Annotated in this window: 19 protein-coding genes, 4 tRNA genes and 5 pseudogenes; 25 read left to right on the top strand and 3 right to left on the bottom strand. The window is 49.3% G+C overall.

Translation table 11 applies throughout. The features are described 5' to 3' along the window. The first annotated feature begins 26 nt into the window (after window positions 1-26). Window positions 27-1,547 (top strand): Ppx/GppA phosphatase family protein, encoded by a 1,521-nt coding sequence (locus P378_RS14170; RefSeq protein WP_099083702.1) that lies wholly within the window; start codon window positions 27-29, stop codon window positions 1,545-1,547. Window positions 1,548-1,677: 130 nt separating this feature from the next. Continuing rightward, on the top strand, window positions 1,678-1,830 hold the full coding sequence (locus P378_RS19765; protein ID WP_180260932.1) for a hypothetical protein: 153 nt from the start codon (window positions 1,678-1,680) through the stop codon (window positions 1,828-1,830). Window positions 1,831-2,115: 285 nt separating this feature from the next. On the opposite strand, the pseudogene larC2 reads toward P378_RS19765, so the two are convergent. Continuing rightward, window positions 2,116-3,253, bottom strand: a pseudogene (gene larC2 / locus P378_RS22060) (nickel pincer cofactor biosynthesis protein LarC2). A gap of 196 nt (window positions 3,254-3,449) precedes the next feature. Between larC2 and P378_RS14145 the strand changes: the two are divergent. Next, the gene (locus P378_RS14145; protein WP_238473256.1) at window positions 3,450-3,908 is read left to right on the top strand and encodes a DUF4446 family protein; all 459 of its coding nucleotides are present in this window, start codon (window positions 3,450-3,452) and stop codon (window positions 3,906-3,908) included. Window positions 3,909-3,997: 89 nt separating this feature from the next. Next, entirely contained in the window at window positions 3,998-4,678 is a 681-nt protein-coding gene (locus tag P378_RS14140) for a phosphoribosyltransferase (RefSeq protein WP_099083698.1), read from the top strand. A 24-nt stretch (window positions 4,679-4,702) separates the two neighbouring features. Here P378_RS14140 and yyaC read toward each other — a convergent pair. After that, window positions 4,703-5,307: pseudogene (gene yyaC, locus P378_RS14135) on the bottom strand (spore protease YyaC). A 225-nt stretch (window positions 5,308-5,532) separates the two neighbouring features. Between yyaC and P378_RS14130 the strand changes: the two are divergent. The 21 genes and pseudogenes from P378_RS14130 to P378_RS14040 all read left to right on the top strand — a co-directional run. Beyond that, window positions 5,533-6,471 (top strand): YkvI family membrane protein, encoded by a 939-nt coding sequence (locus tag P378_RS14130; RefSeq protein WP_238473255.1) that lies wholly within the window; start codon window positions 5,533-5,535, stop codon window positions 6,469-6,471. Window positions 6,472-6,692: 221 nt separating this feature from the next. Then, complete coding sequence (locus P378_RS22055; protein ID WP_238473254.1) at window positions 6,693-7,208, top strand: CvpA family protein; 516 nt, start codon at window positions 6,693-6,695, stop codon at window positions 7,206-7,208. Between the two features lie 20 nt (window positions 7,209-7,228). After that, window positions 7,229-7,471 carry a hypothetical protein gene (locus P378_RS22050; RefSeq protein ID WP_238473253.1) on the top strand — a complete coding sequence of 81 codons (243 nt, stop codon included), beginning with the start codon at window positions 7,229-7,231 and terminating at the stop codon, window positions 7,469-7,471. Window positions 7,472-7,565: 94 nt separating this feature from the next. Next, window positions 7,566-8,957: pseudogene (locus P378_RS14120) on the top strand (aminopeptidase). Window positions 8,958-9,017: 60 nt separating this feature from the next. After that, window positions 9,018-9,887 carry a mechanosensitive ion channel family protein gene (locus P378_RS14115; RefSeq protein WP_099083697.1) on the top strand — a complete coding sequence of 290 codons (870 nt, stop codon included), beginning with the start codon at window positions 9,018-9,020 and terminating at the stop codon, window positions 9,885-9,887. Then, on the top strand, window positions 9,880-10,125 hold the full coding sequence (locus tag P378_RS14110) for a DUF951 domain-containing protein (protein ID WP_099083696.1): 246 nt from the start codon (window positions 9,880-9,882) through the stop codon (window positions 10,123-10,125). The genes P378_RS14115 and P378_RS14110 overlap by 8 nt, the downstream gene beginning before the upstream one ends. Before the next feature lie 225 nt (window positions 10,126-10,350). After that, a complete protein-coding gene (rpsF, locus tag P378_RS14105) occupies window positions 10,351-10,638 on the top strand; it encodes a 30S ribosomal protein S6 (RefSeq protein WP_099083695.1) in 288 nt (95 codons plus the stop codon). 37 nt (window positions 10,639-10,675) lie between these two features. Continuing rightward, window positions 10,676-11,092: a single-stranded DNA-binding protein gene (locus P378_RS14100; protein WP_099083694.1), complete on the top strand. Its 417-nt coding sequence runs from the start codon at window positions 10,676-10,678 to the stop codon at window positions 11,090-11,092. Between the two features lie 41 nt (window positions 11,093-11,133). After that, entirely contained in the window at window positions 11,134-11,367 is a 234-nt protein-coding gene (gene rpsR / locus P378_RS14095) for a 30S ribosomal protein S18 (RefSeq protein ID WP_099083693.1), read from the top strand. 157 nt (window positions 11,368-11,524) lie between these two features. Next, the gene (locus P378_RS14090; RefSeq protein ID WP_099083784.1) at window positions 11,525-11,935 is read left to right on the top strand and encodes a MarR family winged helix-turn-helix transcriptional regulator; all 411 of its coding nucleotides are present in this window, start codon (window positions 11,525-11,527) and stop codon (window positions 11,933-11,935) included. Between the two features lie 293 nt (window positions 11,936-12,228). After that, on the top strand, window positions 12,229-13,194 hold the full coding sequence (locus tag P378_RS14085; RefSeq protein ID WP_099083692.1) for a YybS family protein: 966 nt from the start codon (window positions 12,229-12,231) through the stop codon (window positions 13,192-13,194). A gap of 24 nt (window positions 13,195-13,218) precedes the next feature. Next, complete coding sequence (rplI, locus tag P378_RS14080) at window positions 13,219-13,668, top strand: 50S ribosomal protein L9 (protein ID WP_099083691.1); 450 nt, start codon at window positions 13,219-13,221, stop codon at window positions 13,666-13,668. A 47-nt stretch (window positions 13,669-13,715) separates the two neighbouring features. After that, the gene (locus tag P378_RS22045) at window positions 13,716-14,345 is read left to right on the top strand and encodes a hypothetical protein (RefSeq protein ID WP_238473252.1); all 630 of its coding nucleotides are present in this window, start codon (window positions 13,716-13,718) and stop codon (window positions 14,343-14,345) included. A gap of 106 nt (window positions 14,346-14,451) precedes the next feature. Continuing rightward, a pseudogene (locus P378_RS23130) lies at window positions 14,452-15,656 on the top strand (S16 family serine protease). 114 nt (window positions 15,657-15,770) lie between these two features. Further along, window positions 15,771-17,093 (top strand): replicative DNA helicase, encoded by a 1,323-nt coding sequence (gene dnaB, locus P378_RS14070; protein WP_099083690.1) that lies wholly within the window; start codon window positions 15,771-15,773, stop codon window positions 17,091-17,093. Between the two features lie 436 nt (window positions 17,094-17,529). Continuing rightward, window positions 17,530-18,816 (top strand): adenylosuccinate synthase, encoded by a 1,287-nt coding sequence (locus P378_RS14065; RefSeq protein WP_099083689.1) that lies wholly within the window; start codon window positions 17,530-17,532, stop codon window positions 18,814-18,816. A 171-nt stretch (window positions 18,817-18,987) separates the two neighbouring features. Continuing rightward, a tRNA-Lys gene (locus tag P378_RS14060) sits at window positions 18,988-19,063 on the top strand. 14 nt (window positions 19,064-19,077) lie between these two features. Further along, window positions 19,078-19,153, top strand: a tRNA-Glu gene (locus P378_RS14055). A gap of 30 nt (window positions 19,154-19,183) precedes the next feature. After that, a tRNA-Lys gene (locus P378_RS14050) sits at window positions 19,184-19,259 on the top strand. Window positions 19,260-19,319: 60 nt separating this feature from the next. Further along, window positions 19,320-19,394 (top strand) — tRNA-Gly (locus P378_RS14045). A 390-nt stretch (window positions 19,395-19,784) separates the two neighbouring features. Beyond that, a pseudogene (locus tag P378_RS14040) lies at window positions 19,785-20,237 on the top strand (transposase); the annotation flags it as partial. Between the two features lie 303 nt (window positions 20,238-20,540). On the opposite strand, the gene P378_RS14035 reads toward P378_RS14040, so the two are convergent. Then, window positions 20,541-21,023, bottom strand: a complete 483-nt coding sequence (locus P378_RS14035; protein ID WP_099083688.1) for a hypothetical protein — start codon at window positions 21,021-21,023, stop codon at window positions 20,541-20,543. Window positions 21,024-21,265 lie beyond the last annotated feature (242 nt).

The following is a 21,265-nucleotide window of genomic DNA, read 5'->3' as shown; positions in this document are numbered from 1 at the left end:
AAAATTTGTCAAACCGGGAGGAAATTATGTCGAAAAATATTGGAATTATCGATCTTGGCTCAAACTCGATACGTCTCATTTTGATGAAGATCGGTAAGAACGGCTCCTATAAACTGTTGGACGAGATCAAGGAGACCGCCAGAATTGGGGAAAACATGGGACCCGAAAGGGTTATCAAGGGCCCGGCCATCGACAGGGCGGTTCAAACCACGAAACTGTTTCAGAAGTTCTGCCGGGCCAACAGGGCCGACGGTGTGCACGGTGTTGCCACCGCCGCCATTCGCAGTGCAGTAAACGGCGGTGAAGTACTGGAAACTATTATGAAGGAAACCGGGGTATCCTTCCGCATCCTGTCGGAACAAGAAGAAGCTCATTATGAATACCTGGGTGTTGTTAACAGCCTCGAATTTAACGATGCCTTGCTGGTTGATATCGGCGGCGGCAGCACGGAGTTGATTTTGTGCCGGGACCGTAAAATCGTGCACTGGGCAAGCCTCCCCATTGGCGCTGTCAATCTCACAGAAAATTTCCTGCCCTCAACAGTGCCACAACCCGATGAAGTGAAACAGTTGGAGAAATATCTTGCCGATCAATTTGCAACCATTCCCTGGTTGGAGTCCGCCAGAGGTTTGGAAATCATCGGAGTGGGTGGCACCATACGGAACCTGGGGCGTATCGACCGCAAGCGTACCCGCTACAGCCTGAACCTGCTGCACAACTACAGGATTCACTCTGAACGGGTCAAAGAAATTTATCATCACCTGCAAAAAACCACCGTGGAAGAACGCAAGGCCATCCCGGGCCTGTCCAAAGAAAGGGCGGACATTATCCTGGGTGGTCTGGCCGAAGTATCCAAACTACTGAATTATACAGGGGCGCCGGGTATTCGCATCAGCGGCGCAGGTCTCAGGGAAGGTGTTTTCTATGAATACCTGTTCAGGGATTGGCCCGAACCCGTCGTAGACAATGTCACCGAACACAGCGTGCAAAACTTTATGGATCTCTACCAGGTCCGGCGGTATCATGCGGAACATGTGGCCAAACTTTCCCTGTCTTTGTTTGACCAACTACGGCCACTGCACGGTTACGGCCTCTGGGAGCGGAAAATTCTCCGTATCGCCGCCCTGCTGCACGATGTGGGGAATGTTGTCAGCTACTACAACCACCATAAACATACCATGTATGTGCTGCTAAATGCCCGGCTGAACGGGCTTTCCCACAGGGAGCTGGTTTTAGTATCCCTGGTCGCTGCCTGTCACGGCAAGATCGATCTGAAATTTAAGCTTCAGCAGCATTCCGATGTGCTGTTTCCCCAGGACGGTAATATGGTCCGCAGGCTGGGCGTACTGATTCGCATGGCGGAGAATCTGGACCGCACCGAGTCAGGGGTGGTGCAGGATGTCATTTGCACCATCAAGGAAAAAGAGGTGCAAATCGATTGTGTGACCAACGAAAATGCCGATTTAGAAATCAGAGAGCTCTATAAAAAGGTAACAAATTTCAATAAAGTTTTCGGGATTAAATTTAAGTTTCCTAAGGAGGTTTGAAGCAGTTACTAAATAGCTATTTAAATCTGCTAAAAAAGCAATATAACAGGAGGTGAAAAAACCTGTTTCTTGCGGTTTCACAGTTGTGATTAATCATAAAGATTGCTAGAATAATGATGTAAATATTTCCATGTCGCAAAGACACGCTGTGAAAGTCGGGCATGGAATACTATCAATCCAGGTGGAGGTAACACCTTCTCCGGGCAGTACGTTTGCTTTAGGCAGCGGCGGGGAACCCTGCGGGGTGATCCACCCGGAACATAAGCGAGAGCTTATGGCCTAGCAGTTGAATCCTGTGATACTGCCTCTCGTTAGTCGRCGGGAGAGAAASCTAAATGAATCTGGATTATCCTGTATAAATCAGATATGTTTAGCTTTCAGAAACCAGGAACTGCTTACTAAAATAAAGGCCCTGCCCAATGTGAAAGAGACCAATACCGGGTAGGTGGGCCCTGTCATCGGCGTACACACCGGGCCGGGACTGATCGGGGTATGTATCTGTAAGGTTTAATAAAGTAGAAAAGGGGTCTGAACTTTTCAGGCCCTTTTTCGTGATGAAAACAGTAAATTACGGTTCCAAAGATTCCTGTAAAGCTTCCGCTGCCTTCAATGTTTCCTGATAAACCCGGCTGATGGGAATACCGTACGTCTTTGCAGCGGCTTTACAATCTTCGTATTCCGGGGTAATCCGAAGGACAGGTTCCCCGGGGGCCAAACGGGCAATTTTTATACCGATGGGTCCATAGGAGGTATTTACTTTGGCGGTTTCCCTCAAGGCGATAATTCTGTTTTGATAACCAATGCGCACCCCCAGGGAAGATGTCTCTTTGAGAATCAACTCCGCAAAAATCTTGACATCACCGGGCTTACAAAGCACCGATAACTTCGTGCCGAGCCGGCCTTTTTTCATAATGATGGGGGTAAGAAAGACATCCAGGGCTCCCTGGCTGAAATATTTTTCCATAATATAAGGAAAAATTCCGGATTCATATTGTCGATGTTGGTTTCCAGGGCAGCAATTTCGTCCGAGTAACGGGTGGGAGTATCTGTCCGGCCAAGCATCACCCTGAGCAGGTGTGGAATGGGTAATGAAAGCCCGCCCTTTCCATAACCAATGACCAGGGGTGTCATCACCGGCAGCGAAGCAAACTCATCCACCAGCACATTGATGAGAGACGCCTCGACAGGGCGGACCAGTTCGCCCTCCACCGGGCCTATTTTCACCGGCAGCCCCTTCACCAGTTCAGCAGTGACAGGGGTGGGCACCGGCAGCCAGGTGTCATTGTTTTTGACCAGACCGGAACCCAGGGGGAGGGATTGCATGATAATTTTATCCGGAGCCAGGTGTTCGATACAGGCGGCTATGCCAACAAGCAATATCAGAGAATGTAGTGAATTTTCAATAGCAATCTGTTCCAACGGCTGCCCGGTCACCCTTGCCTGGGTCATGGTCAGACGGAGGAATGTCTCCGAGGTAATTTTTTTACAAAAGGACTGAGACCGCTGTTTTCCAGCAGGCCAATGATCTGTTGTGGACGATCATCAGGGGACGGGTCAACGCACGACACCTCAACCCGTTTTGCTGTAACCGGCAAGCTTTCTTCGTCATAAAATTTGATACGGCAGCTGCCGGTAGAGATCTTGGCCAGTTGAGCCTGTAAAAAGTCTTCTTCAACACCCAGCTGCAGCAGCGCCCCTAAAAGCATGTCCAGGGTAAAGCCGCTAAAGCAATCGATAAATAAAATTTTCAAAAAAACACCCCTGTTAATTATTTTGGCTGTTGTAGTTCAAAATTCTTTGGTATAATGTTCCTCGGATGTTATTTAGTAATCCTTATCAGGTCCTTGCAGACAAGTTGTGCCAACATTAGTATAGCGCAAAAAATAAAAGGGTGGTAACGCCGTGAATAATTTATGGCAAATAATTGAAATAAATTCATCCATTATTATTTTGGTGCTGGCGGTGATCATTTTTCTTCTTTTCATCAGCCAGGTGATCCTGTTCCGCCGTTTTAAGGATGTCAACCGGCGGTACCGCCTTTTAACACGGGGGCCTTCCGGTGCGGATTTGGAAGAAATTTTACAAAATTACGCCGGCGATGTTAAAAAACTGAAGGCAAAAGAACAGGAGCTGAAACGGGAACAGGATATTTTAAAAGAACAGGTGGCGCAGTGTGTTCATAACCCGGGCTTGATCCGTTTTAATGCCTTCGACAACATGGGCAGTGACCTGAGTTTTTCCATGGCATTGTTGGATCGCAGAGGGGACGGGGTGGTCTTGACCGGTCTATACGGCAGGGATGAAACCAGAATTTATGCCAAACCCATTCGAAAGTACATCAGATTACAGCCTGGCCGATGAAGAAGTAAAGGCCGTTCAGAGATCCCTTGAAAAAGTCTGAATAAGAAACCCCTGATTGGCCCACCTTATTGATACAAGGAGGGTTTCTTTTGTTTAAAGATCGGATTGATGCAGGACAAAGGTTGGGCGAGGCCCTGAAAAAATTGCAAATTCAGGACGGTATCGTTATCGCCGTTCCCAGGGGAGGTGTGGTGGTGGGAGCCCAGGTGGCCCAGATACTGGACATCCCCCTTGACATTATCATTCCCAAAAAAGTGGGGGCGCCACAAAATCCCGAGGTGGCCGTCGGAGCCGTTACCGAAGACGGTACGGTGATCTATAATGAAAATTTACTGAGCCGGCTTGACCTGTCGGAAGAAGATTTGGCACCCACTGTCAAAAAGATTATCAGTGAAATTAAACGAAGGATGAAGTCCTACCGGGGGACCGGCAAACCACCGGCTTTGGAGGGCAGGCATGTCATACTGGTAGACGACGGAATTGCCACCGGATCCACCATTATCGCGGCTCTGAGGTCCATTAAAAATTCCGGTTGCAAAGCCGTCACACTGGCCATCCCAGTGGCCCCCCCTGACACGGTGGAGCGATTGGAAAAAGAAGTGGACCATTTGGTCTGCCTGGTATCCGAGGAACCCTTTTATGCAGTGGGACAGTTTTACCGTAATTTTAACCAAATCCGTGATGATGAGGTCATATCCATTTTCAAAGGATATAAGCATATATTGGAAAATGTCGGCGCAGCACAGGACGCCAGTAAGCCTTTAATTTAAGTATAAAAATAATCAATCCCGAAGTTAGCAACTCCGGGATTGATTTTGCATTATTTGAGCGGCTTTCAGCAGGCCGTCTGCAATCAGGTTGGCCAGTCTCATTACCAGGTTCAAGCGGGTGTTTTGCAGCACCATAAACTCCATAAAGCCTCCCACGTTGACCACACCGGTAATATGCAGCTGTCCAACGGCGGGCAGCGACTTATTCACTCCGGCCCCGGGCAGCAGGGACCCGTCACCGATGTTTACACAACCTACATTTTCCAGGTGACCCAGGCAGGCATCCACAGCAACAATCAGCGCGTCGGGGTGCCTGGATTGAATTTCCGCCAGCCTTTCATTCATATTGCTGGCATGCACAGGTTCGTCCAACGTACCGAAGACCTTAAAATGGTGGTCGGAGCTGGCTGCCATTTTGGTTCCCACCAGGGCCCCAGGCAATCACCGGTGGAACGGTCGGTACCGATGCAGACGATCACAACTTCAGCGTCACCCTTTACTCCATAACCCTGCAGCCGGTTGACCAAATCCATACTAAAGCTATCCACAGCGAGGGGATCCTCGACACTGATTATTGTTTTCAGGGGTAAAACTGCTTGCTGGTGTAGTGTATTCATGTTAACTGACATCCCATCACTTCCTCTCAAAGCAAACATACTATATATATTCCCCGCTTATTCTCGGTTTATTCCCAAAAAGTTGATTTCGTAAAAATAAATCATATCCTGAGTGATATACAGTGGTTTTTTCATTTTTTGTTCAGCCCACCGTCTTTTTAGCATAGGTATCTAGGGAGATTGAGAACACTCATCTCTTACTTCTCACATCTCACTTCGCAAAAAGAGGGTGGCTCAATGATAAAGCGGGAAGGCATCGGGCTGTTAATAAGATTGGTGGCAACCTATGTGGGGGCAGTGATCGGAGCAGGTTTTGCGTCGGGGCAGGAGATTTTGCAATTCTTCATTTTATTTGGTTACCAGGGACTGCTGGGTGTACTGGTGGCGACGGTCCTATTTGCCTATCTCGGCGCCGTGGTGCTGTATCTGAGTGTTAAATTACGTTCCGGCAGTTACCAGGAACTGCTTTCTTACTTATTGGGGCCATGGGCCGGCAGATTTATGGACATTGTGAGCATCCTCATGCTGGTGGGGGGTCTGGGGGTAATGCTCTCTGGAAGCGGCGCTGTGCTGCAGGAATATCTGGGTCTGCCCCGGTGGACAGGAGTAGGCCTGGCCTTGCTGGTCATTTTCTTTGTAATTCTGCGTGGGTTAACAGGATTATTAACCGTGAATGTAATATTAGTTCCGGTAAAGTTGGTGGCGGTCTGCCTGATCGCGGGCCTGGCCCTGGCAGACAAAGGGCTGCCTGCTGAACTGCCCTTTACCAACCAGCAGGGGGTCGGGGGCAACTGGCTGTGGTCCAGCCTTTTATACGTTTCATTTAATATGATTGTTCCGGTGGCGGTGTTAGCTTCCATGGGGCGTTCCATTGACAAGAGAACCGGTATCCTTGCGGGAATCCTGGGCGGGCTGGGGCTGGGGGCCGCTGTGGCCATGGTAACCCTGGCGGGCCTGGCCTTTTACCCCCAGGTAACAAATTATGAAGTTCCCATGCTGTATATGGCCGCCTGCATCAGTACTGCCCTGCGGCCTGTGTTTGCGCTGTTAATTTGGGCGGCCATCCTTACCACCGCCATTGCCAATGCCCATGGCTTTGCCAGCCGGTTGGCTCCCGAAGGGGCAAACGCTACCGGCTTTTCGGATTTGCGGTGTGCCTGGCGGTATTGCCCCTGACCTATCTGGACTTTTCTTTTTTGGTCAGGCTGTGGTATCCTTTGTTTGGCTACGCAGGGATGGTGCTTTTTTTCTCACTCTTGCTTGTGCCGCTGTTGAAACCCCGGAAGCGATGATGTCAACCAATTCCCGGAGGAAGGATTCTGGCAAAAACATAGCGAACACAGAATAAACGATGAGGACGCATGGCATACCCCGTGGAGTTTTTTTAATAGGCGGAGGTGTACAAAATTAATTGGTTAGATTACTTTTTATTGTTTATCCTGATCCTAACAAGTTTTAAAGGGTTCAGCAGCGGGGTATTTGCCGGTGTTATCCGGTTGGCCGGTCTGCTTTTATCCTTTGGTGCTGCCGTTTTCTATCACGTCAAGGTTGCCCGGTGGCTGGCGGACCAGTGGGGCTGGGCTGACAGCATCGCCCAATTTCTGAAACCCCTGGTAAAACTCCCGGATCCTTTCAACAGTCCGGAAATATTGAAACTGCCCGTTGGGTTGCTGGAAAAGATCAGCGACCAAATCCATTTGCCGTCTCCTTGGACAGATATTATCGCGCAATTGAGCCTGCTGGGGCCGCATCACACAGTGAGCCATGCCGTCAACCTGCTGCTGGCCCACGGTATTTTAAAAATAATGGCCTTTTTGGGCATCTTTATTCTAGTGAAGACGGCCATTAATTTAATTACTTCCATGATTGCTGTGGTATTAAAATTCAGCCGCTGGGGCCGCTGGACAAGTTAGCGGGTTTTGCCCTTGGTTTTTTGGCCGGCGTTGTAATAATCCTGGTGATTATTACGGTGCTGGTACCCCTGCAGGTTCCCCTGGCCCTGCTGGGTATGCAGGGGCTGGCGGCAGCCCTGGCAAAGGGAATCAGCGGTTCCTTCTTTATGGCACAATTTGGCCCTTTGGTTGAGAATTTAGAGATCCTGCCGCCATTGATACCGGAGTTCAGCAGTCAATTTTTGTTTAAATACATCCCCAACGGGCCGGGCACGGAAATATAAACGGTGTTTACATTACCTATCTCCAGGAAAACAGGGGAATAATAAATGGGTCTTGAAAAGCATGACCAAACCAATACAAGGGGGAAAATCATTTATGGCAAAAACAGACCGGCTTAAATACAGTCGCAAAAATGTTTGGGAGCACGCCGGTGAAGGAAGGGTTCAGGAAATGATGGCCTTCGCCGAAGACTATAAATCCTTTCTTGCCTATGCCAAAACCGAACGCTCCTGTGTACGGCAAATAGTCAATACCGCCCTGGCCAATGGATTTGTGCCGATTGAACAGTGCCAAACTCTACGGCCCGGGGATAAGGTGTGTATCAGCGCCAAGGAAAAGGTTGTGGCCCTGGCCATCATAGGGCGGCAGGGTCTGGAGAACGGGATCAGTTTAATCGGGTCCCATACCGACGTGCCAAGCTGGACCTGAAACCCCACCCGCTGTACCAGGAGGAAGGAATGGCCTTTTTTAAAACCCACTATTACGGCGGCATTAAAAAATACCAGTGGTTGACCATACCCCTGGCCCTGCATGGCATTGTCTGCCGGGCAGACGGTCAAAGGGTGGAGGTTTCCATCGGGGATCGCCCCGGAGATCCGGTGTTCACCATCACAGACCTGCTGCCCCACCTGGCGAAGGATCAAATGGTGAAAAAACTCACCGAAGCGGTGGAGGGCGAGCAGCTAAACCTGTTGGCCGGTGGCTTGCCCCTGCAGGGCGGCGAAAAGGATGCCGCCGTGAAGATGAACATCCTTACTTTACTGCATCAGAATTACGGCATCACCGAAGAGGATTTTGTCAGTGCGGAATTGGAGGTGGTTCCGGCAGGACCGGCCTATGATGTTGGATTGGACCGCAGCATGGTTGGGGCCTACGGGCAGGACGACAGGGTCTGTGTCTATACCTCCTTGCGAGCCATCCTGGAGACTGCGCCCCCGCCCGCACCCCGGTGGCGCTCTTTATCGACAAAGAGGAAATTGGCAGTACCGGCAGCACCGGCATGCAGGAAGATTCCTGCAGAATGCCGTGGCGGACATCGGCTCAAGGCTCCATCCCCAGTTTAACGAACTGGCGCTCTACCGGGTCTTTGCCAAGTCCATTGCCATTTCTGCCGATGTAACGGCAGGATTGGACCCCAATTATGAGGGGGTGCTGGAAAAAATGAATGCCGCCAGAATTAACGGTGGGGTCGTAGTCACCAAATATACCGGGGCCAAGGGCAAATATCACACCAATGATGCCAGCGCGGAGTATGTGGCTTTTGTGAGAAACCTGCTCAATCAAAATCAAATCACCTGGCAAACCGGGGAATTGGGTAAAGTGGACCAGGGAGGCGGCGGCACCATTGCCCATATGATTGCGGAACTGGGGTTTGAAGTGATTGACTGCGGGGTAGCCCTGCTGTCCATGCACTCACCTATGGAAATTGCCAGCAAGGCAGATATATTTGAATGCTATAGAGCCTATAAGGCATTCTTTGGGGCGTAATATAAGTAAGCATTCTCTGAACAGTGAATTGCGCCACAGCAAAATTAAGGGGAGGAGAGCATGGATCTAGCATCGTTAAAACAATGGCTTTTAGGAATGTATACCCTGGAAGACCTCCAGGGAGCATTGGCTACCACATTGAGAATCATCACCACTCTGATCCTGGCCAAACTGCTCATCCATTTTGGCGGCAAACTGGTGGAAAAAATCTTCATTACCAAACCCGGCAAATTTATCAGTGACAACAGGGCCCAGACCCTGACCGGTTTACTAAAGAGCGTCCTCCGCTACGGAGTCTATTTTGTGGCAACCATGTCCATCATCGAAGTATTTGTCCCCAATGCTGCCAAAACCGTGCTGGCAGGGGCCGGCATCCTGGGTTTGGCCGTGGGCTTCGGGGCACAGAACCTGGTACGGGATATCATTACCGGTTTCTTTATCCTGTTCGAGGACCAGTTTGCCGTGGGCGAATATGTCACGGTAGCAGGCATCACCGGCACCGTGGAAGAAATCGGTCTGCGGGTAACAAAAATTCGTGAATTTGGTGGCCAGCTGCATATCATTCCCAACGGGATCATTGATACGGTAACCAATTACAACCGCGGGGGCATGCAGGCCATGGTTGAGATAGGGATTTCTTACGAAGAAAATATTGACCGGGCCATCCAGGTGCTCAAACAAATGAGCCTGGAGTTTGCAAAAACCTGGGCGGAAGACCTGATCGAGGGGCCGGATGTGCTGGGAGTTGTAAGGTTTGGAGAATCGGATGTGGTGATCCGCATAACGGCCAAAACCAAACCCATGCGCCAGTGGGAAATTGAACGGCAGTTGAGAAAGAGCATTAAGGAAGTGTTTGATAAAGAGGGAATTGAGATTCCCTACCCCCGCAGGGTACTGATTTCGACAATGGGAGGTGAGCCGGGTGCATAAGTATCAGGTAGGAGATGTGGTACAAACCCGTAAACCCCACCCGTGCGGCAATAATACCTGGGAAGTGATGCGCACCGGCATCGATTTTCGCATTAAATGCCAAAAATGTGGCCGGGTCCTCATGCTGCCAAGGCCTAAATTTGAAAAGAGCGTCAAGGCGGTGATCAGCAGCCTGAAAGCAGTTCTTAAGGGTCCAGTTGGTAGCCTTTTAGGTATTCCTTTGGGGTCTGGTTGTTAGTCTTACGACGGGTATCGCTCTGGGGTCTGGTTGTTGGACGAAGGCTGCATTCCAATACCCCTTGGTCTAACAACTGGACCCTCAAGCTCTTCCCTAAAGTCGAAAAGGCTCTTGCCTTTTATAAACATTGATGATATAATTTTACAGTGCCTTTATGGGCATGTTTCCACCCTGCTCTACCTGAGGGGTAGAGCCGTTTAGTCCGTAGGGAGGAGGTGAACTGTTGTGCGCAATTATGAAGTGATGTATATCATCAAACCCGAGGTTGAAGAAGAAAAAGTAACTGCATTGGTAGAGAGATTTAAAGGTCTGGTGGAAGAGAAAGGCGCCGAAGTTACCAAATTAGACAAATGGGGTAAGCGTCGCCTGGCTTATGAAATCAACAAGATCAAAGAAGGTATCTACGTATTAATGCAGTTTAAGGCAGAGTCTGCCGCAGCCGCTGAGTTAGACCGGGTTATGAAGATTAACGATGACATCATTCGCCACATGATCACACGCGAAGATGAGTAGATTTTGTTAAATAGAACAACCCAAGGCGGTGTTAAAAATGCTCAATAAGGTTATTTTAATTGGGCGTCTGACCCGGGATCCGGAACTTCGTTATACCACCAACGGCATCGCAGTGGCCAAATTGACATTAGCGGTGGATCGCCCTCAATTTAATAGGGACAAAGAAAAAGAAACGGATTTTATCGATATTGTGGTGTGGCAGAAGCAAGCAGAGACCTGTGCCAACAATTTAGGCAAGGGTCGCCTGATTGCTGTGGAGGGCCGCCTGCAAATTCGTTCCTATGACGATAGCCAGGGAATTCGCCGTAAAGCCGCTGAAGTGGTGGCTGAGACCATCAAGTTCCTTGATTGGCCGAAAGATCGGGAAAATCAAGGGGGCGGCGGTAACAGTTCCTTTGGTGGCGGCGGTTTCGGAAGCGAGATCAGCTTTAATGGAGATGACATACCGTTCTAGGGTTAGACTAAAAACCAGTACCCCAGCAAGGAGGGAAAACTGTGAAACGTGAACGTGGACGCAGAGGTAAAAAGCGTGTTTGCAGCTTCTGTGTAGATAAAGCAACAGCCATTGATTATAAAGAAACTTCTAAACTAAAGAAATACGTTACCGAGCGTGGTAAAATTTTACCCCGCCGTATTTCCGGCAACTGTGCGCATCACCAGCGCATGCTGACAACTGCCATTAAGAGGGCCCGTAATGTTGCCCTGCTGCCCTTTACCGCAGAATCCTAGGATCGTTAAAAGGATGAGGATTAATTCCCCATCCTTTTATTTGTTTTTAGAAACATTGCCACTATAAATACCTCAAAATAGAACGCTTTATGGACTTTACCATTGGTAACAAGTATAATATTGTAAAAATCCTTTGACTGGAGACCGGTAATTGTTCATGGAGAATAAACTAGCCTTTAGCCTGTATATGGCCTTCAAAAAGATGCAAATTCAATTCAGCGATTTAGCCGAGCAAATGGGCTTGGACCCCGCCCCTTTGTCCGCCTTGCTTAAATTATGGCGGCAGGACGGGCTCACCATTACCGAATTGGGGGACAAACTCTTTTTAAAGGCCAGTACCATTACTTCTCTGATAGACCGCATGGAGCGGGACGGGTTGGTACGCCGGGAGAGAAACCTGGAAGACAGGCGGGTCGTCAGAATCTTTCTAACTGAAAAAGCCAGGAATTTGGAGGGGCAATTTCCCAGCTTTGAAGAGTATATTCAAGATAAAGTAAAGGATCGTTTTACTGCAGAAGAAATTGAAACCCTGATTAGGCTTTTAAATAAAATGGAAGCGGCCCTTTAACTAAAGCCATGACCCCGAAAAGCTGTTAACCTGTGACAGGTCAACAGCTTTTCTTTCTTCCTTAGCTATGCCGCCCCGGTCCATAAACAATTAATGGGCCAAAGTCCACCGGAATGTGCTGATTTAACCAATGGCGGGAACAAATAACACCGGGCCATTGCAGGAAATGCCACCGGTACCAGCGAATCTTTAGTTGTTTCAAGGTATTAAAGGGGGGTCACGAAGTGGAAAAATGGTACGGGGACCTGACCTCCCTTAAAACCTATATGACGGATAAGAAGAGGTGATCTTTTTTGGCTTCCTTGAGAGACACCCGGGCACTGGTGGACGGGGCCTTTACGGCGGGCCTTACAGCAGTGCTGGGCTTGCTGGGGATGTTCATTCCCCCGTTTTTGTTTTTAGTGAGCATACTGATGCCAATTCCTCTGGCTGTTTTGGTAAGACGCAGGGGTTTATATACGGGCCTCCTGTCCCTGGTGGTAACCGGACTTTTATTGATGGTCCTTTATCCAAACCCCTTGAAGGTCCTGCTGGTGTTTATCCTGTTTGGGCCCCTGGGGCTTGTTTTAGGGCTGCTCTATAAAAATTACGTAGCGCCGGGCCATGCCCTGGTGGCAGCCTCCGTGGTTTCCGTTATCGCTTACCTGACCGTCACTGCCTTAACTGCTCTTATAGCAGGCGTAAATATAGAAATGCTGCACGCCGCCATCAATGAATCTCTCAACAAGGTGTTTTCCATGTATCAAGAAGCAGGCAACCCGGTACCGGCAGAGCAGCAGGAGCTGTACAGGGAAACCATAAAGGCTTCCATCCTTTTGCTGCCGGCAACCTTTATCATCCATGGCGTGGTATCCGCAAACCTGGCTTATATGGTGGGAAGCAGAGTGTTAAAGAGACTGGATTATAAAGTGAATACCCTGCCTCCCTTCAGTCAATGGAGGCTGCCCTGGTACACCATCTGGGGAATCATCCTGGGTCTGATTTTTTTCCTGGGAGGCAACCATTTTGCGTTAGACACCGTCAAAATAATAGGGCAGAATATCCTGACGGTCTTTCTCTTTATCTTTTTTGTCATCGGACTGTCGGTGGTCGCCCATTATTACAAGCTGGTGCCTTTTTCCAAGCCCTTTAAAACCTTGGTTTTGATCCTATTAATTTTTTATATTATCTTTATGTACCCGGCCATTATGGTGCTGGGCGTTCTGGATACCGTTTTCAACCTTCGCCGGCCCATACCGGAAAAAGGAAAGTTAAGATGATTTTTTGATATAAGGAGGATTACCATGCAGGTTGTACTTTTACAGGACGTTGCCAAACTGGGCAAAAAAGGGGACATTGTTAACGTAACCGAGGGTTACGCCAGAAACTTTTTGTTCCCGAGGAACCTGGCTTCCCCGGCTTCCGAGGGCAAGCTGAAAGAAATTCATACCCAGAGACAAACCCAGGCGGCCAAGAAGCAAAAGGAAGAGGAACAGGCTAGGCAACTGGCGGCCAAAATCAACAATTTAACGGTGGTATTAAAGGCCAAGGTGGGCGACGCCGGTCGATTGTTTGGTGCCATCAGCAGCAAGGACATTGCGGACGGCCTCAAGGCCCAGCACGGGTATGACATCGACAAGAAGAAAATTGTACTGAAAGAACCCATCAAGACGCTGGGGACCCACAGAATCACCATTAAAATCCATCCGGTGGCCCAGGCTGAAATAAGCGTAGACGTTGTGGCCGTAGAGTAAGTCGACAGGAACCGGGACGGGACCAGGCATTGAAAGGAGCAGCACAAATGAAAGTTTTCCTCGAAAGGTTCATAAGCGGCAGCAAAGAACAGGATTCCGGCCAATTTTCCAAACTGGATCAACTGCAGCGGCAGGTCACTGCCATGTACGGGCTGTTAAGCAGTATTTACGGCTCGGACAAACTGGTTCTCCGGGCAGGAAAATTGGAAGCATTGCAATTGATGCGTTCCGACAGGATTGAGGAAAGGGTACTGGCTTTACAAAAGCTGGTGTTTGAAGATCCAACCTACGAAGCACTGCCTACCATCGAAGAGATCCCAGCTATCTTAGAAACCCTGCAGGACGAAATTGCCGATACCATTGCCCGGCGCACCGTAGAAGAGGAACTGGAAAAGAAGATCGGCGAAAAGATGAACCAGCGTCACGAAGACTACATTCGTGAAATTAAAATGCAGATTATCAAAGAAAACAGCGGGCCGGAAAATGCCCAGACCCTAAAAAGGCTTGCCATTTTGGAGAAGCTGGACTCAAAGAAATTGGCTACTTCCGCCATGGAAATCCTGCGCCCGGAGACCTTTGAGGAAGTCATCGGCCAGGAGCGGGCTGTGAAAGCCCTGCTGGCCAAGCTGGCCTCCCCCTTTCCCCAGCACATCATCCTTTACGGACCCCCGGGGTAGGCAAAACCACCGCCGCCCGGCTGGCCCTGGAAGTGGCCAAGGGCATTAAAGGAGCTCCCTTTGCCAAGGATGCTCCCTTTGTGGAAGTGGACGGTACCACCCTGCGTTGGGACCCCAGGGAAGTGACCAACCCCCTGCTGGCTCCGTCCACGACCCCATTTACCAGGGAGCCCGCCGGGACCTGGCGGAAACAGGCATTCCGGAGCCGAAGCTGGGCCTGGTCACCGATGCCCATGGCGGCATTCTGTTTATCGATGAAATTGGCGAGTTGGACCCGGCCCTGCAAAACAAGCTTCTCAAAGTGCTGGAGGACAAGCGGGTCTTCTTCGACTCGTCCTATTACGACCCCAATGACCCCAATGTGCCCCAGTATATTAAAAAGATCTTTGAAGAGGGCGCGCCGGCGGACTTTGTCCTCATCGGCGCCACCACCCGGGACCCGGAAGACATCAACCCGGCCGTGCGTTCCCGCTGCGCCGAGGTGTTCTTTGAACCCCTCACTCCGGCGGCCATTCAGGACATTATTAAACAAGCGGCAGCCAAGTTAAAGGTAAAAATCGATGTTCAGATTCCGGAAATTATTTCAGAATACACCATCGAGGGCAGAAAAGCCATCAATATTTTGGCGGATGCCTACGGCCTGGCCTGCTTCCGCCAGCAGGAGCACAGCGGCGTCCCGGTTCATATAGCGGTTCAGGATGTCTATGAAGTGGTACAGGTCAGCCGTCTTACCCCCTACGTGTTAAACAAGGCCTCCGATGAACTGGAAGTGGGCAAAATCTTTGGCCTGGGAGTAGCCGGCTACCTCGGCTCGGTTTTGGAGATTGAAGCGGTAGCTTTTCCCGCCCGCAGCCCGGGCCAGGGAAACATCCGTTTTAACGACACCGCCGGCAGCATGGCCAAGGATTCGGTATTTAATGCCGCCTCCGTTATTCGCAAACTGACCGGCGAAGATGTCAGCAATTACGATATTCACGTCAATGTGGTGGGTGGCGGGCGCATAGACGGCCCATCCGCCGGTGTGGCCATTACGCTGGCCATGCTCAGCGCCATTCAGGACGAGCCCATTCTCCAGAACATTGCAGTAACCGGGGAAGTTCCATTCAAGGAAAGGTACGGGCCGTGGGCGGGGTGTTTGAGAAAATATATGGCGCCAAACAGGCGGGCATCAAGAAAGTGTTTATTCCCAAAGAAAACATTCAGGACGTACCGGTAGATTTAAAAGGCATTGAAGTGATTCCCGTGCAAAGGGTGGAAGAAATTTTAGAGCACATTTTACCGGAAAAAGAGGCCGGGAATTTAGCCAGTTAGCTATCTTGTTGGGAATCCAGTTTTCAGCAATCTGCCACAAACCTTTGTTTTACCAAAGGGTGAGGGCGGGTGGCTGAAGGCTGGACAGATAGAATGACCCGAAGGGTGATACCCATGTTGGACCGTGTACCACCACAAAATATAGAAGCGGAACAATCGGTGCTGGGGGCCATGCTGCTGGAGAGGGACGCCATCTTCAGGGTGATGGAGTTCCTCAAACCGGAGGATTTTTACCGCGACAGCCACCGGATCATTTACGAAGTGATCCTGGAGCTGGCCGAGGCCGGCCGGCCGGTGGATCTCATCACTGTCACCGACCTGCTCCGGGCCAAGGGCGATTTGGAGAAGGTGGGCGGGGTCACCTATGTGGCCACCCTGGCAAACCTGGTGCCCACAGCCGCCAATGCCGAGTATTATGCCCGCATTGTTGAGGAAAAGGCCCTGACCCGGGCGTTGATTTCCGTGACCACCCGGATTTCCGCCCGGGGCTACGAGGGAAGCGAAAATCCCGAAGAACTGCTGGACGAGGCCGAACGATCCATTTTAGAGTTGGGCCAGCGCCGCAGCAGCGAGACCTTTACACCCATCAAAGAAATTTTGGTCAAGACCTTTGAAGAAATCGAGCATGTTTACAACAACCGGGGCAAGATCTCCGGGGTACCCACAGGGTTCCACGATTTGGACCGCATGACCAACGGCCTGCAAAAAGGGGATTTAATTATCCTGGCTGCCCGTCCCAGTATGGGCAAAACCGCCTTTGCCATTTTGATCGGCCAGTATGCGGCGTTAAAACGCCAGGTCCCGGTGGGCATTTTCAGTTTGGAAATGTCCAAAGAGCAACTGGTGCAGCGTATGTTATGTTCCGAGGCCATGCTCGACGCCCACAAGGTACGGACAGGGGATCTTTCCGACGAAGATTGGGCCAAGCTCCATGAAGCCGCGCGCTACCTTTCCCGCGCGCCCATTTATCTGGATGACACCGGCGCCGCCACAGTGCGGGAGATCCGTTCCAAGGCCAGGCGGTTGAAGGCCGAAAAGGGCCTGGGGCTGATTATCATCGACTACCTGCAGCTGATGTCCGGTGGCAAGCGCATCGAAAACCGCCAGCAGGAAATTGCTGAGATCTCCCGCAAACTGAAAGCTCTGGCCAAGGAGCTTCACGTCCCGGTGCTGGCCCTGTCCCAGTTGAGCCGGGCGGTGGAAAGCCGTACCGATAAACATCCCATGATGTCCGACCTGCGGGAGAGCGGCAGCATCGAACAGGATGCCGACCTGATCATGTTTATCTACCGGGACGAGTACTACAACCCGGAATCCGAGAAAAAGGGCATCGCGGAAATTATCGTGGCCAAGCAGCGGAACGGTTCTGTTGGCCCCATTGAACTGGGATTCTTTAAGGAATTTGTCAAATTCGTCAATTTAGCCCGCCGGGAATAACAAAAAAGGATTGCACAAACAAGAACAAATTGGACGGAGCCAGGTTGCCCTTTTTGCAGGATAATCTGTTGACAATAACAAGAAACTGGGTTAGTATATTCCTGTTTGGGAACTGTTTAATATCTCATACTTTACTTGTATACATCAAATTCATGGGGGTATTCTACCGGAAACTCAAATAGAACGCTTTTTAAGTTTCTGTTTGGGTTATTTTTATGTCAATGGGAAGAATATCTAACAGGAAACGGGAGAGAAGCCCGGGAAAGCAGGGTTCTTTGATAAAAATATTACTCCCGTAGTTAGTGAAGAAAAAATCTTGCTCAGCGTGCCGGAACAAGTGATAAAGCAGCAACCTTATAAGGCTTGCCGAAAACGAAGTGCGGTGTCCGGTGTATAGCCGTTTAGGAATTTAAGCGAGGTTTTAGGAGGTGCTCTTATGTCTACAGTTGTGATTATCGGTGCCCAGTGGGGAGACGAAGGCAAAGGGAAAGTAACGGATTTTCTGGCGGAGAAAGCAGATATTATAGTTCGCTATCAAGGCGGCAACAATGCCGGCCATACCGTGGTGGTAGACGATGCTGAATTTAAGCTGCACCTGATCCCTTCGGGAATTTTGCATCCGGATAAGTTAAGCGTAATTGGCAACGGCGTTGTTATTGATCCCGGTGTTTTAAAACAGGAACTGGACTCCCTGGCGAAGCGGCGTGTACCCATTGGCAAGCTGCGCATCAGCCAGCGGGCCCATATCATTATGCCCTACCACCGTCTGATGGATGCCGTTGAGGAAGAGCAAAAGGGCGAAGCCAAAATTGGCACCACCAAGCGGGGCATCGGCCCCACCTATACCGACAAAGCTTCCCGGGTGGGCATCCGTGTGGTGGACCTGATTGATAAAGAAGAATTTCCTAAATTGTTAAAGCAGAATATTGAGCGCAAGAATATCCTGTTTGAGAAAATATTTAATACCAAAGGGTTTGAATACGAAGAGGTGCTCAAGGAATACCAGGGCTATGCAGAACTGCTGGAGCCCATGGCCGAGGATGTTTCCCTGCTGGTACATAACGCCATCAAGGAAGGCAAGAATGTGCTCTTTGAAGGGGCCCAGGGGACGTTGTTGGACCTGGACCACGGCACCTATCCCTATGTAACCTCTTCTCACCCCACCGCTGCCGCTGCCTGCCTGGGCACCGGTATCGGACCCACTAAAATTGACAGGGTTCTGGGAATTGTGAAGGCCTACACTACCCGGGTAGGCGAAGGGCCTTTTCCCACGGAACTGATGGATGAATTGGGCGAAGAAATCAGAAGAAACGGCAATGAATTTGGCACCACCACCGGTCGTCCCCGTCGCTGCGGCTGGTTCGATGCGGTCATCGTGCGCTATGCCGCCCGCATCAGCGGCCTGGACAGCCTGGCCATCACCAAGCTGGATGTGCTCAGCGGCCTGCCGGTGGTTAAGCTCTGCTCCGGCTACAGTTACAAAGGCGAGCTCATCCGGGAGTTCCCTGCCTCCCTGAAGGAACTGGCCAAGTGCGAACCGGTTTACGAAGAGTTCCCCGGCTGGACCGAGGACATCTCCAAGGTGACCCGTTACGAAGACCTGCCGGACAATGCCAAGCGGTACCTAGAACGCATTGTTGAATTAACCGAAGTGAAGATCGCTCTCATTGGCGTTGGCGTAAAACGCACCCAGACCATTATCATGGAAGACTTGTTTGCCTAGAAACGAAAGGGGCCGTAAGGCCCCATTTATGTTAAATCTGCTGTGTATCATGTTACTTTTTTGTTAAAAAGTTAAAGGAATATTTTTAGGACAAACTTGTTGACACTTCTTTTACTATACTGTAATATAGCACATGTGAGGTTACGAGGGCACCTTAAAATATCAATATCTGATCCATTAGCTCAGTCGGTAGAGCACCTGACTTTTAATCAGGGTGTCCCGCGTTCGAGTCGCGGATGGATCACCACCACAAGAATTTGTGGCCCCTTGGTCAAGCGGCCTAAGACACCGCCCTTTCACGGCGGTAACACGGGTTCGAATCCCGTAGGGGTCACCATTTTTGTTTTTTTATCTCTGTTTTTAAGAAGACCCATTAGCTCAGTCGGTAGAGCACCTGACTTTTAATCAGGGTGTCCCGCGTTCGAGTCGCGGATGGGTCACCAAAATTTTTCTTTTATTTAGTTTGATTTTTTCAAACTTGTGGATATAATTATTATTAAAATGCGGGTGTAGCTCAATGGTAGAGCATCAGCTTCCCAAGCTGAGGGTTGCGGGTTCGATCCCCGTCACCCGCTCCAGTATTTTAGGCCTCCGAAATGCTCGGGAGGCCTTTTCTTGTGCGACAGGCAGTCGCATCAGTCTCGGATAAACACCGGGGCAATTTATGTATTAAGGACAGCGGTTACGGTACTTAGGTAGAAACGAACCAAGAGTGGTATTGACAGTTGCCTGAATATTGTATATTTCTATATCTAAATAATTAACTGTCATTCATCACTAGCGTTGCATAAATAAATTTCCAAAATGTCAATATCTAAAATTCTAGAAAAAAACCAATAAATCATTGTTTTTCCAGCAATATCCTGTAAAAATGATTAAAATCTCCTTATAATTGAGGTATAACAGGTAGTCCTGTCCATAATCTCAAAAATAAGGAGACATCGCATGGACAAGGATACCAATAAWGTGTTATTCACCAAATTCGTAACTCTATGAAATATGTAACCTACAAGGAGCAGAAGGCGGTAATGGCCGACCTTAAGAAGGTTTACCAGGCATTAACCCTTGAAGAAGCCGAATTTGCCTTTGAGGAATTTAAGGAGAAATGGGGTAAGAAACACCCCATCATCATCAAGTCTTGGGAAAACAACTGGCTGGAACTAACGGCATATTTTGAATACCCTTATGAGATCAGGAAAATGATCTACACCACCAACATCATTGAAGGATACCACCGGCAGTTAAGAAAGGTGACAAAAACCAAAACTGCCTACCCAACGGATGATGCTTTGAAAAAGATTATTTACCTGGCAACAGAATCAATCTCAAAGAAGTGGACTATGCCAATCCGGGAATGGAGGAATTGTATCTCCCAACTTGCAATTTACTTTGGGGATAGAATTCAGCCAGGGATTGCCTAAAAAACAATGGGTTAGGTAACGGGTTTATCGCTTTAGTTCTCCCGGAGATAGTCATAAAAGGAAGAAAGCTGGGAATAATATCCTCAGCTATCTCCGGCAGAACCCTGCGGGGCGCTCGGGTTGCTCCCCAGCATTGCCCTATCCTCCCGACAGGTAAGAGCCACTATAAGCCTACCCAACATCATAACGGAATAATCCAATTACACAAAATTTTGTACACTCCCTACTCAATGAGGATAAAACAGGGAAAAAATAAGAAACAGGTTCTCACACAGTGGGAGCCTGTTTCCTTTATAAAGGTAATTATTTTATACTCATTGCTTCTTTGGCCATCGGCATTAGTTTGGGGTCCTTCATCATGGCCATGAAAGTATCTTTCATTTGGGGGTCGGCCATTATTTCCATCATAGGCTGCATCATGGCCGGGTCGGACATGATTTTGACCATAGCTTCTCTGGTCTTTTGGTCACTCATGATCTTCACCATGTTTTTCTGCATATCGGAGTTGTGCATCATGTCCATCATGACGGGCATCATTTTTTCAGAGCTCATGATTTTGGTCATTGATTGGCTTGCATCGGGGGAACTCATGGCCTCTATCATCATGTCAGGGTTCAGGTTCATCATACCTACTATATCACTGGCATTCATTCCCTGCATTTGGTGTTGTTCCTGAGAGGCGGCGGTATCAGCCTTTTTCTCTTCCTTGCCGACGCAACCGCTTACCAGTGCAGCCATTAATATTAAAGAGACTGCTACCAGGAATACCTTTTTGATTTTTAACATTTTGTTGACTCCTTTTATTGCAACTCGTTTAGACATTGGAATGATCCCAACTATGTAGCAATAGTCACCTCCCTAGCAAATACATTTATTACTTATTACAATTTTCGACTATTTTTGCTATTTACCTGCTGTACCAAATATGACATTTTTGTAACAAAAAAGAATGTACATCCGCACTTGACCAACAGCTATCCGCTAATAACAAGAGCAATTTTTACCGGAGGATTTAGCCTGGTAGAGGA

It is taken from the genome of Desulforamulus profundi, assembly GCF_002607855.1.
This window is presented reverse-complemented; position numbering and strand designations above follow the sequence as displayed.